The 15,498-nt window shown below is 70.3% G+C and carries 12 protein-coding genes; 5 read left to right on the forward strand and 7 right to left on the reverse strand.

Annotated features, from left to right (window positions below; all coding sequences use genetic code 11):
* Positions 1-38 precede the first annotated feature (38 nt).
* Both ASF94_RS03515 and ASF94_RS03520 read left to right on the forward strand, forming a co-directional pair.
* Positions 39-788: an SOS response-associated peptidase gene (locus ASF94_RS03515; protein WP_056661625.1), complete on the forward strand. Its 750-nt coding sequence runs from the start codon at positions 39-41 to the stop codon at positions 786-788.
* A gap of 509 nt (positions 789-1,297) precedes the next feature.
* Positions 1,298-2,416, forward strand: coding sequence for an IPTL-CTERM sorting domain-containing protein (locus ASF94_RS03520; protein WP_235505247.1), 1,119 nt, complete (start codon positions 1,298-1,300; stop codon positions 2,414-2,416).
* A 64-nt stretch (positions 2,417-2,480) separates the two neighbouring features.
* On the opposite strand, the gene ASF94_RS03525 is transcribed toward ASF94_RS03520, so the two are convergent.
* The 3 genes from ASF94_RS03525 to ASF94_RS03535 form a co-directional block, all read right to left on the reverse strand.
* Positions 2,481-3,347, reverse strand: coding sequence for an alpha/beta hydrolase (locus ASF94_RS03525; RefSeq protein WP_056661631.1), 867 nt, complete (start codon positions 3,345-3,347; stop codon positions 2,481-2,483).
* A 20-nt stretch (positions 3,348-3,367) separates the two neighbouring features.
* Positions 3,368-4,879, reverse strand: coding sequence for a M20 family metallopeptidase (locus tag ASF94_RS03530; RefSeq protein ID WP_056661768.1), 1,512 nt, complete (start codon positions 4,877-4,879; stop codon positions 3,368-3,370).
* A 90-nt stretch (positions 4,880-4,969) separates the two neighbouring features.
* Positions 4,970-5,998, reverse strand: a complete 1,029-nt coding sequence (locus ASF94_RS03535; protein ID WP_056661634.1) for a helix-turn-helix domain-containing protein — start codon at positions 5,996-5,998, stop codon at positions 4,970-4,972.
* A gap of 211 nt (positions 5,999-6,209) precedes the next feature.
* Between ASF94_RS03535 and eat the strand changes: the two genes are divergently transcribed.
* The 3 genes from eat to eutC are packed head-to-tail and all read left to right on the forward strand — an operon-like array spanning position 6,210 to position 9,985.
* The gene (gene eat / locus ASF94_RS03540) at positions 6,210-7,625 is read left to right on the forward strand and encodes an ethanolamine permease (protein WP_056661637.1); all 1,416 of its coding nucleotides are present in this window, start codon (positions 6,210-6,212) and stop codon (positions 7,623-7,625) included.
* A 17-nt stretch (positions 7,626-7,642) separates the two neighbouring features.
* Positions 7,643-9,031: an ethanolamine ammonia-lyase subunit EutB gene (locus ASF94_RS03545; RefSeq protein ID WP_056661640.1), complete on the forward strand. Its 1,389-nt coding sequence runs from the start codon at positions 7,643-7,645 to the stop codon at positions 9,029-9,031.
* 54 nt (positions 9,032-9,085) lie between these two features.
* Entirely contained in the window at positions 9,086-9,985 is a 900-nt protein-coding gene (gene eutC, locus ASF94_RS03550) for an ethanolamine ammonia-lyase subunit EutC (protein WP_056661643.1), read from the forward strand.
* Between the two features lie 12 nt (positions 9,986-9,997).
* Here the strand turns inward: eutC and ASF94_RS03555 are convergent, their stop codons facing one another.
* The 4 genes from ASF94_RS03555 to ASF94_RS03570 all read right to left on the reverse strand — a co-directional run bounded on the left by ASF94_RS03555 (position 9,998) and on the right by ASF94_RS03570 (position 15,408).
* Entirely contained in the window at positions 9,998-11,161 is a 1,164-nt protein-coding gene (locus tag ASF94_RS03555; protein WP_056661646.1) for a GGDEF domain-containing protein, read from the reverse strand.
* Positions 11,162-11,249: 88 nt separating this feature from the next.
* Entirely contained in the window at positions 11,250-13,268 is a 2,019-nt protein-coding gene (locus ASF94_RS03560; RefSeq protein WP_082492960.1) for a Cache 3/Cache 2 fusion domain-containing protein, read from the reverse strand.
* Between the two features lie 413 nt (positions 13,269-13,681).
* Positions 13,682-14,266 carry a methionine biosynthesis protein MetW gene (metW, locus tag ASF94_RS03565; RefSeq protein WP_056661647.1) on the reverse strand — a complete coding sequence of 195 codons (585 nt, stop codon included), beginning with the start codon at positions 14,264-14,266 and terminating at the stop codon, positions 13,682-13,684.
* Positions 14,263-15,408 (reverse strand): homoserine O-acetyltransferase, encoded by a 1,146-nt coding sequence (locus ASF94_RS03570; protein WP_056661770.1) that lies wholly within the window; start codon positions 15,406-15,408, stop codon positions 14,263-14,265. The genes metW and ASF94_RS03570 overlap by 4 nt, the downstream gene beginning before the upstream one ends.
* Positions 15,409-15,498: the final 90 nt, after the last annotated feature.

Genomic DNA, 15,498 nt, shown 5'->3' on the forward strand with positions numbered 1-15,498 from the left:
TGCCTGGGCCGGAGCGTCTGGCGGGTACCATCCGTCGCATGACGATCCGCTACGACGCCCTCACCACCCCCGACGCCTACCCCGACGTCTTCAAGGTGCCCGCCCCCGCCGAGCTGGGCGAGCGCCGCATCAAGCCGCGCAAGCCGGGCTACATGATCCGCCTGGCCCCGCAGGCGGCCATGGAAGGTGCAGCGGCCGAATCGGCCGGCCTGGCCGCCACCGCTGGCGACACCGCCACGCCAGAGCGCGAGCGCGAACGCGAACTGCTGCAGGTGCAGTGGGGCCTGGTGCCGCACTGGGTCAAGTCCGCCTCCGACGGCCGGCTGCGCGCGCCCAAGCTGGTCAACGCCCGCTCCGAAACCGTCACCACGTCCACCCCCTTCCGCGACGCCTGGCTGCAAGGGCAGCGCTGCATCGTGCCCATGCAGGCGTTCTACGTGGACGACCTGCGCAGCGGCAAGCCGGTCGCCACGCGCATCGCCCGCATCGACGGCGCCACGCTGGGCGTGGCGGGCCTCTGGGCGCGGTGGACGGGGCCGGACGGCGACACGCTGCTGAGCTTCACCCTGCTCACCGTCAACGCCAACAGCCACGCGCTGCTGCACCGCTACGGCCAGCCCGGCAGTGAAAAGCGCATGCCCGCCATCCTGAGCGAGGGCACCCACGCCGCCTGGCTCGCCGCGCCCGTCGCCAAGGCGGGTGAATTCATGCGCGCCTTCGCGGCGCAGTCGCTCACGGCGAACCCGGTGGAGACCAAAGCGGACAAGGTGCGAGATCGACTGGTTTGATCCGCCGTGCCGCCAAGCGTCTGACCCCGAATGGGTAAATACCGGCCCTGATATTCGGGCTGTGAGTTGCGCGGCCATCGACTAATTAAAAATACTGAACGGGGAGCCGTTCCCCCGGGCAATCTGCACACGCCCTCCCCGCCTGAAATAGCACCTCCCACTGGCCGGCGCAACATAACTTGAAATCGGAGATCGGCGGACTCAGAAGCCGCATTCCCAGGCATTTGCGTGATGCGTCCATTGGGAAGTTTCACGCTTCAGCTGCGAATCAGCCTCGACACGCAGTTCTGCTGCCGGATCGAAGGCTCTAGAACGGCCTACCCGATAAAAGCAGGGGCATACGGCGCCATCCCGCGCGCCTCGGGCTGGGGCCAGGATTTGCAGCGCAATACCTTCCACTCGCATTGCAAAGGTTAACAATCTTCAAACGCACGGCAAAACGGAACAATCTGTAAATGGGCGAATTAGGATGCAACCCCGATTAACCCATGCGCATCCAGGAAAATCACATGCCATTCCATTTCAGCGGGCACAAGGTTTCAGGCCGCGATATCCTGTCCACCCGCCGCTGGCAGATGATCCTCTCCTTCGCCCTGGCATGGTGCGTGCTGCCAGCGCAGGCGGCCACGACCATCACGGGGTCGACGGGCACCCTGGCAACGGTGCCCGCCGCAACGGGGCGATTCACCTCGGACAATATCGCCGGCAACTGCCATGAATCCTTCATGGACACCGATCCGGTCACCCAGGCGGCGTATTTCATCGTCGAACCCAGAACGGCGACCGCACGGTGCAGCATGTCGGTCACCGATGACAATTCCAAGGTCCTCGTCGATCTGACCACGGTAGGCGTTCCCGCAGTCGCGTACTTGGCAAGGCCCGGGGAATACACCGTGTCCGTGATGGATCTGGACAGCAACGCCGTCGCCTCGACGACGACGACGTTCGGCGGCACACCCCGGCTTCCGGCCCTCGGCAGCGGCGCCAACACCGCCGCAGGCTGCAGCACCGACCTGCAGCGCCGTTCGGTCATCGGAGCCATTTCCAGCTACACCAACGGCTGGAACATCGTCTCCCACCAAGGGGCGGCCAATTGCCCCCATACGGTCGGAACAGCCACCGTGGCGACGGATCTGGTGCAGGTGGCGATCCAGGACCCGTTCGATCTGAGCATCGTCAAGTCGGTGACCGTGCCCGACACGCCCAGCGCCGGGCAAAGTGTCGCCTACAGCTTTCTGATCACGAACGGAGGCGGCGTCCCCTGGACCCTGAGCCTGGCAGACCCCTTGCCCGGTCTTTCTGCGATCGACTGCCCTGTGAACCCCCTGCCCGCCAACCGCACGACCACCTGCACTGCAAGCTACACCATCACGGACGCGGATGTGCAGGCAGGCACCGTCAGCAACAGCGCCAACGTCACCGGCCGGGACGACACGCGGGCTGATGCAACGGGCGCCTCCGTGACGACGAGCGACAGCGCGGTGGCGTTCACCCCGGCCAGTGCTGTGCCGCCGGCAGAAACCCGGAAAGCGGTACCGACGCTGAGCGCTGCCGCACTGGCCGCGCTCGCAGCCTTGGTGGCCTTGGGCGCCTGCGTCATCAGCCGCCGCCACCCCCGCGGCTTTTGAGGCGGCCCGGACGCCGAATGCTGGGGCTGGGGCTGGGGCTGGCGCAAGGCGGCGCTGGCCGCGCTCAGGCAGGGCAGCGGGCCGCCAGCCATTCCTCCAGCCGCTGGAAGACCGGACCGGCATCCCGCTCGTTGAAGATCTCGTGGAACAGCGCCTCGAAGCACTGCGCCTGCACCCGGCCCGACGGGGCGGCGGCGGCGGCGAAGGCAGCGCTGCCGGCCGGGCGCACCAGCCGGTCCCGTCCGGCCCAGAGCAGCAGCGTGGGCACGGGCCAGTCGGCTGCGCGGGCCCGTACGGCCGGGCCGCTCTCGGCGATGAAGCGGGCCAGCCGGGCGCTGATGCGGTCGTGGCAGAGCGGGTCGGCGCGGTAGGCGGCGGCCACGGCCGGGTCGTGCGAGAGCGCGTCCACGTCGAGCCCGTTGCCGACGCGCAGGTCGGGCGCGATGCGCGGCAGCGTGGCCAGCAGCAGGCGCTGCAGCCGGTTCAGGCCGGCATCCAGCGCGGGCGACGACAACACCAGGGCATCGACGGGCGGCCACCCTTTCGCTGACGATTCCGCCACGAAACGCGCTGCCACCAGCCCGCCCAGGCTGTGGCCCAGCAGCACCAGGGGCTGGCCGGCGGGCAGGCGGGCGCGGGTGGCCTGGACCAGATCGGCCAGGTCGTCCAGCAGGCGGGTGTCCGATGTGAGTCCGCCGCGCGGGCCCGCCGATTCGCCATGGCCATACTGGTCATAGCCCCGAACGGCGAAGCCCCAGCCGTTGAGCCGGCGCGCCAGCGCGTCATACCGGCCGGCATGTTCACCCAGGCCGTGCACCAGCAGCACGGTGCCGCGCCTCGCGCCGCCCTGCACCGGCCAGTCCTGCACGGCGAGGTTTTCGCCGTCGCTGGCCGTATAGGGGCTCAGCGTGGCGGGCGCGGGCTCGGGCATGGCGGCGGACGGCACACGCGTCAGGCAGCGGCGGCGGCCGGGGCCTCGGCGTCGGCCGCTCCTGCGGGCGGCAGGCTGGCGATGACCTGCGCCACGGCGGCGGTGAGCTTCTTGGCGTAGGGCACGTGCAGGAACTCGTTGGGCCCGTGCGCGTTGCTCTTGGGGCCTAGCACGCCGCAGACCATCATCTGCGCCTTGGGGAAGCCCTGGCTCAGCAGGTTCATCAGCGGAATGGTGCCGCCCTGGCCGATGTAGCCGCACGATGCGCCGAACTGCGCCCGGCTGGCGGCGTTCAGCGCGTCCTCGAACCAGGGGGCGGTGTCGGGCGCGTTCCAGCCGGTGGCGGCGCCGGCCGAGTCGAACGTGACCTTCGCCTGGTAGGGCGCGCTGTCTTCCAGGAGCGCCTTCATCTCCTGCACGCAGCGGGCGGCGTCCACCAGCGGCGGCAGGCGCAGGCTGAGCTTGAAGGCGGTGTAGGGCCGCAGCACGTTGCCGGCGTCCTGCAGCGCCGGGAAGCCTTCGGCGCCGGTGACGCTGAGCGTGGGCTCCCAGGTGCGCTTGAGCAGCGCCTCGACCGGCTCGGTGGTGGTGGGCAGCGCGAAGGTGGTGGAGCCGCCGCAGTCGTAGTGCGCCCACGGGAAGCGCCGGTAGATCTCGTCGCCCAGGATGGCGGCGGTGGCGCGGGCCTGCGCCAGCCGCTCGGCGGGCACGGTGCAGTGGAAGCTGGCGGGCAGCAGGCGGCCGGTGGCGGAGTCCTCCAGCCGGTCGAGCACCTGCCGCATGATGCGGAACGACGAGGGCACCAGGCCCGAGGCGTCGCCTGAATGCACGCCTTCGGTGAGGATCTCCACCTTCAGCGTGCCGCTGGCCATGCCGCGCAGGCTGGTGGTGAGCCAGAGCTGGTCGTAGTTGCCGGCGCCGGAATCGAGGCAGATCACCAGCGCCACGTCGCCCAGACGCGGGCGCAGCTGTTCGATGTAGGGCAGCAGGTCGCGCGAGCCGCTTTCCTCGCAGGTCTCGATCAGGCCGACGATGCGCGGATGGGGCACGTTCTGGCGCTTCAATTCCTGCACCGCGGCGATGCTGGCATAGACGGCGTAGCCGTCGTCCGCGCTGCCCCGCCCGTAGAGCTTGCCGTCCTCGTACTTGGGCGTCCAGGGGCCCAGGTCGGCGCGCCAGCCGTCGAACTCGGGCTGCTTGTCGAGGTGGCCGTACATCAGCACGGTGGGGCCGCTGGCGGCCTGCGGCTGGGTGCCGTCCACCTCGAAGAACAGCACCGGCGTGCGGCCGGGCATGCGCACGATCTCGAGTTTCAGGCCCGGCACCTTCTGCGCCAGGGCCCATTCGGCGGCGTTGCGCAGCACGCGGTCGAGCAGGCCCAGCTGCTCCCAGTCGGGCGCGAAGCCGGGCGACTTGGCGGGGATGGCGATGTAGTCGGTCAGCTGCGGCAGGATGCCTTCGTCCCAGCGCTGGCTGAGTTGCGACAGGGCCTGGTCGGGCTGGAAGGCGGAGGCGGGGATGCGGGCGTTCATGGGCGGCTCTTCTTTCGTGCGGAGGACGGGCGGCGCCGGCGGCCCCGGCAACCGGGTGCGGACAACCGCCGCGCCAGACGGACGATTGTGCTACCGACTCTGCCCCGCGCGCTGGCGCAGGGTCTGCGAAGGCGCTTCGCCGAAGAGGGATTTGTAGTCCTGCGAGAAATGGCCCATGTGGAAGAAGCCCCAGCGCGCGGCCGTGTCCTGCACGGTGTCGCCCGGCGCGGCCGAGCGCAGCGCCCGCCGGCAGGCGTTGAGCCGCACGGCCTTCAGGAAGTCGGCGGGCGACTGGCCCAGCACCGCATGGAAGTGGTTCTGCAGCGTGCGCCGGGTGACGTGCAGCTGCTGGCACAGCGCCGGCACATCGCGGGCCTCGTCCCCCCGGCACGGCTGGCTGGCCCAGGCACGCGCGGCCATCACCAGCGTGAAGCGGCGCTGGGCCGCGCTGGGCGGGCTCTGCCTGCCTCGGTCCGCAGCGGCGGGTTCGCTGCACAGCAGGCGCAGCAGTTGCCGCGTCAGGGCCTCGTGCTGCGCCAGGCTGGCGGGTTCCGGGCCGGCGTCAAGGCCCAGCAGCGCCTCGATCGTGCCGCACAGGGCGGCGTGAGCGCGCCCCGCCAGCGGCACGGCATGCGCCGGGCTCGCCCACAGGGCTGCCGCGCCGCGCAGCCCCAGGGCGTCGGCCTGGGCACGCAGCCATTCCTGGTCCATGACCACGCCGTAGATGCCGAAGTCTTCCGGCGTGAGCAGCGTGAAGCCGTCGCTGGCGCGCGCCCGCAGGACGAAGCGCTGCGCGTCGGTGCGCCGCTCGCCGCCGCAGAAATGCAGGGGCCGGGCGCAGCGCATGTCGGGCAGGCCGAACCAGACCGACCCCGGCCACGGCGCGCATTGCTGGCTGGTGGGCTGGGAGGTGTATTCGTGGAAGACCTGCAGGCGCGGGCCGCTCAGCCACAACTCGCGCACCCGCCCGGCGAAGCGGCCGCCGCGCAGCTGGTCGTATTCCTGCGACCAGTCGGAGAGCTGGTCGGCATGTTCGTTCACGTCTTCGCTGGCGCGCGTCCGCCAGCGCAGGGGGCCGGAGGGCACCAGGGCGGAGGGGGCGGAAAGCGCGGCGGCCATGTCGTGGAGCGTTCGGGCGGTGGATTGCCGAATTTGATGCAAGAAAGACGCCAGCCAGTGCGCGAAAACCCTGGCGCCCTATCCCGGATCGGAAAAAAACGCCGCCGGGCGACGCTTTGCCCAATCGGGATAGGCAGGGCAGGCCTGGCATGGGTGCAATGGGCCTGCCGTTCCTTTCGTCGCCACCATCCCCAAAGCCAAGGCCCACCCCATGCAAAGACAGGCAACTTCAACGACCCCAGGCACCCACGCGCCGCACCTGAAGAAGGTGCTGGGCAGCTTCCAGCTCTGGGGCATCGCCGTCGGGCTGGTGATCTCGGGCGAATACTTCGGCTGGAGCTACGGCTGGGCCAGCGCCGGCACGCTGGGCTTCCTGGTCGCCACGGTGCTGGTGGCCGCCATGTACACCAGCTTCATCTTCAGCTTCACCGAGCTGACCACGGCCATTCCGCACGCGGGCGGCCCCTTCGCCTATGCGCGCCGCGCCTTCGGGCCGGCGGGCGGGTTCGTGGCGGGCTATGCCACGCTGGTGGAATTCGTCTTCGCGCCGCCGGCCATCGCGCTGGCCATCGGCGCCTACCTGAACGTGCAGTTCCCGGCCATCAACGCCAAGACCATCGCCCTGGGCGCCTACGCCGTGTTCATCGCGCTGAACTGGGTGGGCGTGGGCATCGCGGCCACGTTCGAGCTGATCGTCACGCTGCTGGCCATCTTCGAGCTGCTGGTGTTCATGGGCGTGGTCAGCCCCGGCTGGTCGTGGGCGCAGTTCGCCCATCTGGGCTGGGCCGGCAGCGACACCTTCAGCGGCGCCACCGTGGCGGGCATCTTCGCGTCCATCCCGTTCGCGATCTGGTTCTTCCTGGCGATCGAAGGCGCGGCCATGGCCGCCGAGGAAGCCCGCGACCCGCAGCGCACCATTCCGCGCGCCTACATCGCCGGCATCCTGACGCTGGTGACGCTGGCCTTCGGGGTGATGATCATGGCCGGCGGCGTGACCGACTGGCGCACGCTCTCCAACATCAACGACCCGCTGCCCCAGGCCATGAAGGCGCTGCTGGGCGCGGACAGCGGCTGGCTGCACATGATGGTCTGGATCGGCCTCTTCGGGCTGGTGGCCTCGTTCCACGGGATCATCATGGGCTATTCGCGCCAGATCTTCGCGCTGGCCCGCGCCGGCTACCTGCCCCGCGCCTTCGCCGAGCTCAGCCCCCGCTTCAACACGCCGCACCGCGCCCTGCTGGCGGGCGGCGTGGTGGGCGTGCTGGCGATCTTCAGCGACGAATGGGTGCAGTTCGGCGGCCAGACGCTCACCGCCAACATCGTGACCATGGCGGTCTTCGGCGCCATCGTGATGTACATCGTCTCCATGGCCGCGCTGCTGCGCCTGCGCCGCACCGAGCCCGGCATGCACCGGCCGTACCGCGCGCCGCTCTATCCGTTCTTCCCCGTGCTGGCGCTGGCGCTGGCGCTGGGCGTGGTGTGCCTGATCGCCATGGTGTGGTTCAACACCGTGCTGGCAGCGGTGTTTCTCGCACTGATGGCGCTGGCCTGGGTGTATTACGCTGCGACCGCCAGCCGCCGCGCCGAGGCCGCGCCCGACGCCCTGCTGGATGCATCCACCCGCTGAAGGAAGGAGCTTGCGCCATGCGCTACCACGCCACCCTGGGCGGCCAGGGCCATGCCTTCGACGACCTGCGACAGGTGATGGCGCATGCCAGCCCGGCGCGCTCGGGCGACTACCTGGCCGGCGTGGGCGCGGCCACCGCGCAGCAGCGCATGGCGGCGCGCCACGTGCTGGCCGACTTGCCGCTTTCCACCTTTTTGAACGAGGCATTGGTGCCCTATGAAGACGACGCCATCACCCGCCTCGTCATCGACGGCCACGACGCCGCCGCCTTCGCGCCCATCCGCCACATGACGGTGGGCGAATGGCGCAACTGGCTGCTGGGCGACGCGGCGACGCCCGAGGCGCTGGCGGCGCTGGCGCCCGGCCTTACCCCCGAGATGGTGTCGGCGGTGAGCAAGCTCATGCGCAACCAGGACCTGATCGCCGTGGCGCGCAAGTGCCGCGTGGTCACGCGCTTTCGCAACACGCTGGGGCTGGCCGGCCGCATCGCCGTGCGGCTGCAGCCCAACCACCCCACCGACGACCTGCGCGGCGTGGCCGCCTCGGTGCTGGACGGGCTCATGCTGGGCGCGGGCGACGCGGTGATCGGCATCAACCCGGTGTCCGACAGCATGGCCACGCTGGAAGGCCTGTGCCGCATGTTCGACGCGCTGATCCAGGGCCTGGAGATCCCCACCCAGGCCTGCGTGCTGACCCACGTCACCAACACGCTGCAGCTGATGAACGCGGGCGTACCGGTGGACCTGGTGTTCCAGTCCATCGGCGGCACCGAGAAGACCAACAGCGGCTTCGGTGTGAGCATTTCCGTGCTGGACGAGGCCTACGACGCCGCCCTGCAGCTGCGGCGCGGCACCGTGGGCGACAACGTGATGTACTTCGAGACCGGCCAGGGCAGCGCCCTGTCGGCCGGCGGCCACCACGGCGTGGACCAGCAGACCTGCGAGGTCCGCGCCTATGCGCTGGCGCGCCGCTACCACCCGCTGCTGGTGAACACGGTGGTGGGCTTCATCGGCCCCGAATACCTCTACGACGGCAAGCAGATCATCCGCGCCGGGCTGGAAGACCATTTCTGCGGCAAGCTGATGGGTCTGCCGATGGGCTGCGACATCTGCTACACCAACCATGCCGAGGCCGACCAGGACGACATGGACACGCTGCTGGTGCTGCTGGCCACCGCCGGGCTGAACTTCCTCATCGGCGTGCCGGGGGCGGACGACATCATGCTGAACTACCAGAGCACCTCGTTCCACGACGCGCTCTTTCTGCGCGACACGCTGGGCCTGCAGCGCGCGCCCGAATTCGAGGCCTGGCTGCAGCGCCAGGGCCTGACCACGGCCCAGGGCCGGCTGCGCGATGGCGCCGCGCCGCTGGCGCTGGCGAGCGTGTTGGGCACGCAGGCGCGCTGACCGGCTCCAACCGACCCCGGCCGCACCGACACGCACCGACACGCACGGATCGACATGGAAGACTCCCGCCGCGACGACCGCACCGCCGATGCAGCGCCTGCACCCCTGCCGGCGGCCGCAGGCTCGCCCCCCTCCGCTTCTGCGGTCACCGCCATGCCCTGGCAAAGCTGGCGCCGGGCCACCCCGGCACGCATCGCGCTCGGCCGCGCCGGTGCCGCCATTCCCACCGACGAGGCACTGCGCTTCGGCTGGGCGCACGCCATGGCGCGCGACGCCATCCATGCGCCGCTGGACGCAGAGGCCCTGGCCGCCGCGCTGCGCGATGCCGGCCACGAAGTGCTGCAGGCCCGCAGCCGCGCCGAAGACCGCACCACCTACCTGCGCCGCCCCGACCTGGGCCGCCAGCTGCACCCGGAAGACGCCCTGGCGCTGCAGGCGCATGCCGCGAATGCCGCCCAGGCCGGCACGCCGAAACCCACGCTGTGCGTGGTGGTGGGCGACGGCCTCTCGTCGCTCGCCGTGCAGCGCCATGCGGTGCCGCTGCTGCAGGCGCTGGCTCCGCTGCTGCCGCCGCAAGCCACCCTGGCGCCGGTGGTGGTGGTGCGCCAGGCCCGCGTGGCGGTGGCCGACGAGGTGGGCGAACTGCTGGGCGCGGGCCTGAGCGCCATGCTGATCGGCGAGCGGCCCGGCCTGAGCTCACCCGACAGCCTGGGCATCTACCTCACGCAGGCCCCCCGGCGCGGCCGCAGCGACGCGGAGCGCAACTGCATCTCCAACGTGCGCACGGAGGGGCTGGGATATGCCGCGGCGGCCTTCAAGCTGGCCTGGCTGATGCGGCAGGCCGCCCGGCTGGGCGCGACCGGCGTGGCGCTCAAGGACGACAGCGATGCCGAGTGGGCCATTGCACAGGGGCAGGGGCCGGCCGCCCGGCTGGAGCGTGACGGCGGGCCCTGACGGTGGGGCCCATCACCCCTGAGCCCACCTGCCGACCTCCACCCGGTTGCGCCCGGCGCGCTTGGCGCGGTACATCGCTGCGTCGGCCGCGTCGATGAGGCACTCCCAGCGGTCGCCGGGCTGCACCCTGGCGCTGACCGCCCCGACGCTGATGGTGACGGGCAGCTCCCGCCCGGCGTGGCGGAAGCGGGCCTGCTCCACGGCAGTGCAGAGCTTGCGGGCCAGCTCCACCGCGCCGGCCGCGGGGGTGCGGGGCAGCAACACCAGGAACTCCTCGCCGCCGTAGCGGCCGATGAAGTCCTGCGCCCGAAGCTGCGCGCACAGCACATCGACGACGCCGCACAGCACACGGTCGCCTGCCAGGTGCCCCAGGTCGTCGTTGATGCTCTTGAAGTGATCGACATCCACCATCAGCAGCGCCAGCGGATGCCCATCCTGCAGCGACTGCGCCGCCCCAGCCTCGAGCGCCGCAATGGTCGCGCGCCGGTTGGGCACGCCGGTCAGCGGATCCTGCGCGGCCAGGCGGCGGCTGGCGGCATCGGCGCGCTCCAGGGCCATCAGCACGTAGCCGAACGAGGAGGACTGCACCGTGACGAAGGCCAGCAGGAAGGTCAGGTGCTGAACCAGGCCGCCTTCCATCACGCCACCCCCGGGCATCAGGCCCAGCGCGGTCATCACCGCCCGCACCACCAGCATCAGCGACTGCAGCAGCAGACCGAGGAAGACGAGCCATGCGCCGCGGCCACTGCGCAGGGCGCCGGAGCGCCACAGCGCCAGCAGCGGCATCAGCAGCTGCAGCGGATAGATCACGCCCGTGAGCACCAGCCGCATGGGGTAGTCGTCCAGGAACGCCGTGAACAGCACCCCGGTGATGGCCACCGGCACCAGCATGCGGGCCCACGGCATCGACCGGCCGAGGAACTGGTACACCCCGCCCAGCAGACAGGCGAAGACGCCCGACGTGAGCATGTTGGCCACGATGATGCTGATGACGTCGGGCAGTTGCCCCCGGCCGGCGAGCAGCACGTAGGCCAGCGCGTGCAGCAGCAGCCCGAGGGCCCACCAACCCAGGCCCTCGCGGCGCCGGTTCGCGCCGACCACCAGCAGCCCTGCGGCCACAAGCACCGACGCGACGATGGTGACGAAGAGCAGCGTGGGGACGTGGAGCGAAATCATGGAAAACGGAAGCGCCCCACCGGCTGGGCGCGCTGGTGCCGCCGGGCTTGCCGGCTGCACACGGGCGCAGCGGTCGGGCGGCTCGGTGTCAGGCCAGTGCCGGCACTGCGCGGCGGGGGTCCACCTTCGTGGAATCGGAAGCGCCAGGCGCAGTGGAGGGCTGCGCGGCGGCGAGCCGGAAGAAGGCCACCGCTGCGGCCAGCCGCGCGCTCTGGTCGCGCAGGCTCTGTGCCGCGGCAGCGGATTCCTCCACCAGGGCGGCATTTTGCTGGGTCATCTGGTCCAGCTGGCTGACGGATGCGTTGACCTCGCCGATGCCGCTCGCCTGCTCGGAGGCCGCAGCGGCGATCTCGCCCACGATGTCGCCCATCCGGCGCACGGAGCCGACGATCTCCTCCATGGTGCTGCCCGCGGCGCGTACGCGCAGCGCGCCGGCCTCGGCCTGCTCGACCGAGGCCTCGATCAGCGCCTTGATCTCGCGCGCGGCCTCGGCGGAGCGGCCGGCCAGCCCCCGCACCTCGCTGGCGACCACCGCAAACCCACGGCCCTGCTCGCCGGCGCGGGCGGCCTCCACCGCGGCGTTCAACGCCAGGATGTTGGTCTGGAACGCGATGGAGTCGATCACGCCGATGATGTCGGCGATCTTGCGGCTCGCGCCCTGGATGTCGCCCATGGTGGACACCACCTCGCCCACCACCCGCCCGCCGCGTTCGGCGACCTCGCCGGCCGAAGTAGACAGCTGGTGCGCCGTGCGCGCCGCATCGGCCGACTGGTGCACGGTGGCCGTGAGCTGTTCCATGCTCTGGGCGGTGCCTGCCAGGCTGGCGGCGGCGGTCTCGGTGCGGGACGACAGGTCCTGGTTGCCGGTGGCGATCTCGGCACTGGCGTTCGAGATGCTGTCCACCGCCGTGCGCACCTGCAGCAACATCTGCACGTAGCGCTGGCGCATGCCTTCGACCTCACGGACGAGACCGCCCATCTCGTCGCGCCGCACGGTGGTGAACGCCTGGGTCAGATCGCCCTGGGCGACCTTGGTGACCGCCTGCGTCAGCTCGTGCAGGGGCCGGCTGATGCCGCGGCGCAGCACCAGGAAGAGGCCCACGCCCAGCACCGCCAGGGCGCCCGCGATGATGGCCCACACGCCCCAGAGCGCAGTGCGCTGCTCGTCCAGCGCCTCTTCGTCGGACACCTCGGCCACCACCCACCAGCCGGACTCGCTCTTGCTGCGCACGGCCCACGGATGGGCGCCCTGCCCGGGCAGCAGGGCCGGCGCGGGGTTGACGAATTTCTCGTCCTGCAGCGCCCGCAGGAATTCGCGCGCCTGGGGAAATGCCGCCAGCACCTTCTTGCCGTTTTCGCTGGGATGCGCGATGAACACCGCTTCCTCCGGCGACCCGCGCGGGTCGATCACGTAGCCACCACCGTGGTCGAAGAACTTCAGCGCGGCGATCTGCTTCTGGATCTGCTCGCGGAAGACGCTCAGGTCGGAGCCCACGAACAGCACGGCCACCACCTTGCCGGATGCGTCGCGCTGGGGCTCGTAGTGCGCCATGTAGGGCTTGCCGAAGAGCGCGGTGCGGCCGGTATACGCCTCGCCCCGGGCCACCTTGGCATAGGCGGGGCTGCTGCGGTCGAGCACCGTGCCGACAGCCCGCTCGCCCCGTTCGTTCTGCAGCGAAGTGGTGATGCGCACGAAGTCGTCGCCCTTGCGGGAAAACACGGTGGCCACGCCGCCCGTGGCGCTGGCGAAGCCGTCGACCAGTTCGTTTCTGCCGTTGATCAATTCGTCGTTGCTGCGCAGCTCGCCCGTGCCTTCGTCCCACTCCAGGCCGCTGGCGAACTGGCGGGCGAAGGTCGCGGCATGCCGGCGCACCGTGAGCACGTTGGCCTGGCTCATGGCGTCGAGCGAAGCGGCCACGGCGTCGATTCCGTTGGTGACGCCTTCGATGGCCTGTTCCCGTGCCGACCGCGTCGTGACGTCCGCAATGGCCAGGCTGACCGCCAGCAGCACGGCTGCGAGCAGGCCCACCGCCAACAGCGTGATGCGGCGGGCCACCGAACGGTTGGCCTGGGAAGCCGCTGGCGAATCGGCGATGCTTAAACTCATAACCCGTTAACCCCTTTTATTAGTAACGCCCCTCAATTATCGAGGAGCATGTTTTTTTGTGTAATCAATGTCGTGAAAGCCCGCGCGTCTCGTGTGCCGGCGCGTGATTCCGTGCGCCCCGCCATGCGGGCAGGAAGCGCCCCCAGGCGTCGGAACGGACGTGACCGTGCGACCCGCGTACCGTGAGAACGGCGCTGGGTTGAGTGCCATATCGGCAAAACGCGCCGAGGCTTGAGCCACCGGTGCGCTCGACGGCCGCTGCCCCCTGGTCAGGCGGCAGGCGCCAATGGCGGGAGATGCCCGCAAGAGGCGGGTGCTGCAGACCCCGGCACGGGCTGGGCAGGGCAGGGTTCAGCGGTGACCTCGGGCAGGCCAGACCGGGCGCCCGGCGGCCACTGCAGGCCGCTCGCGTTTCAGTCGTGCTCGAAGTGGAACACCGCCGTGCCGGCGAGTGCGTTGGGCAGGCGGCGCACTTCGCGGCCATCCTGCAGGCCGAAGGCGTCGAGGATGCGCAGCCGGTTCCGGGTCGCCAGCACTTCGAAGTCCTTGAACGTGCCCACGCGGATGTTGGGCGTGTCGTACCACTGGTAGGGCAGACGCCGGGTGACGGGCATGCGGCCGCGCAACACCGAGAGTCGATTGGGCCAGTGGGCGAAGTTGGGAAAGGCGACGATGCCGCTCTTGCCCACGCGCGCGGTCTCGCGCAGCATGACTTCGGCGTTGCGCAGGTGCTGCAAGGTGTCGATCTGCAGCACCACGTCGAAGGCGTTGTCGCCGAAGAGGGCCAGGCCTTCCTCCAGGTTCAGCTGCACCACGTTGACGCCCTGCCGCACGCAGGCCAGCACGTTGGCGTCGTCGATCTCCACGCCGTAGCCGGTGCAGCCGCGCTCGCGCTGCAGATGGGCCAGCAGGCTGCCGTCGCCGCAGCCCAGGTCGAGCACGCGCGCGCCGTGCGGCACCCGGCTGGCGATGGCGTGCATGGTGTGTCGGTCGCTCATGGTGCGGTCTCCGGGGCGGCCAGCTCCTGGGCGATGCGCTGGAAGTACGAGGCGATGACGCCGTGATAGCGGACGTCGTCGAGAAGGAAGGCGTCGTGGCCGTGCGGTGCGTCGATCTCGGCGTAGCTCACGTCGCGGCGGTTGTCGAGCAGCGCCTTGACGATCTCGCGGCTGCGCCCGGGCGAGAACCGCCAGTCGGTGGTGAAGCTGACCAACAGGAACCGGGCCGTGGCGCGCGCCAGGGCCAGCGTGAGGTTGCCGCCGTGTGCGAGCGCCGGGTCGAAGTAGTCGAGCGCGCGCGTGATCAGCAGGTAGGTGTTGGCGTCGAAGTAGTCGCTGAACTTGTCGCCCTGGTAGCGCAGGTAGCTCTCGATCTGGAACTCGATGTCCTGCGTGCTGTACTTGGGCGCCAGGCCCTCGCGCAGCTGGCGACCGAACTTCTCGTTCATCACGTCGTCGCTCAGGTAGGTGATGTGCCCGATCATGCGGGCGATGCGCAGGCCCCGCTTGGGAACGACGCCATGGCGGTAGAAGTGGCCGCCGTGAAAGTCGGGGTCGGTCACGATGGCGCGGCGGGCCACCTCGTTGAAGGCGATGTTCTCTGCCGTGAGGTTGGGCGCACTGGCCACCACCACGGCGTGGCGCACACGGTCGGGGTGCTGCAGCGTCCACGACAGCGCCTGCATTCCGCCAAGACTGCCGCCGAGCACGGCGGCGAGCTGCCGCACACCCAGCCGGTCGAGCAGCCGGGCCTGGGCATTCACCCAGTCCTCCACCGTCACGACCGGGAAGTCGGCGCCGTAGATCTCGCCGGTATCGGGGTGCGTGTGCATCGGGCCGGTCGAGCCGAAGCACGAGCCGAGGTTGTTCACGCCGATGACGAAGAACCGGTTCGTGTCGACAGGTTTGCCCGGGCCGATCAGGTTGTCCCACCAGCCCTCGCTGCGCGGCTGACCTTCATAGACGCCGGCCACATGGTGCGACGCGTTCAGCGCGTGGCAGACCAGCACGGCGTTGGAGCCGTCGGCATCGAGCGTTCCGTAGGTTTCGTAGGCGAGCGTGTAGTCGCGGATCGACCCACCTCCGGTGAGGGGCAGCGGGTCCGCGAAATGCAGGAACTGGGGCGTGGCGATGAAGGACATGAAAAAACCCGGCATCGCTAAAAACGAGGCCGGGTCGGTGGATGTCTGTGCCATGCATTTCTGCACGCATCCCTTCGCGGACGGGTCTTT

The organism is Acidovorax sp. Leaf160 (assembly GCF_001424265.1).
Taxonomy (GTDB): Bacteria; Pseudomonadota; Gammaproteobacteria; order Burkholderiales; family Burkholderiaceae_C; genus Paracidovorax.

Excerpts from the sequence above, each read along its gene's own strand:
- ASF94_RS03535 (WP_056661634.1), bottom strand. The coding sequence starts at position 5,998 with ATGGCCGCCGCGCTTTCCGCCCCCTCCGCCCTGGTGCCCTCCGGCCCC.
- ASF94_RS03525 (WP_056661631.1), bottom strand. The coding sequence starts at position 3,347 with ATGCCCGAGCCCGCGCCCGCCACGCTGAGCCCCTATACGGCCAGCGAC.
- ASF94_RS03545 (WP_056661640.1), top strand. The coding sequence starts at position 7,643 with ATGCGCTACCACGCCACCCTGGGCGGCCAGGGCCATGCCTTCGACGAC.
- ASF94_RS03570 (WP_056661770.1), bottom strand. The coding sequence starts at position 15,408 with ATGTCCTTCATCGCCACGCCCCAGTTCCTGCATTTCGCGGACCCGCTG.
- metW (WP_056661647.1), bottom strand. The coding sequence starts at position 14,266 with ATGAGCGACCGACACACCATGCACGCCATCGCCAGCCGGGTGCCGCAC.
- ASF94_RS03520 (WP_235505247.1), top strand. The coding sequence starts at position 1,298 with ATGCCATTCCATTTCAGCGGGCACAAGGTTTCAGGCCGCGATATCCTG.
- ASF94_RS03515 (WP_056661625.1), top strand. The coding sequence starts at position 39 with ATGACGATCCGCTACGACGCCCTCACCACCCCCGACGCCTACCCCGAC.
- ASF94_RS03560 (WP_082492960.1), bottom strand. The coding sequence starts at position 13,268 with ATGAGTTTAAGCATCGCCGATTCGCCAGCGGCTTCCCAGGCCAACCGT.
- ASF94_RS03530 (WP_056661768.1), bottom strand. The coding sequence starts at position 4,879 with ATGAACGCCCGCATCCCCGCCTCCGCCTTCCAGCCCGACCAGGCCCTG.
- eutC (WP_056661643.1), top strand. The coding sequence starts at position 9,086 with ATGGAAGACTCCCGCCGCGACGACCGCACCGCCGATGCAGCGCCTGCA.
- ASF94_RS03555 (WP_056661646.1), bottom strand. The coding sequence starts at position 11,161 with ATGATTTCGCTCCACGTCCCCACGCTGCTCTTCGTCACCATCGTCGCG.
- eat (WP_056661637.1), top strand. The coding sequence starts at position 6,210 with ATGCAAAGACAGGCAACTTCAACGACCCCAGGCACCCACGCGCCGCAC.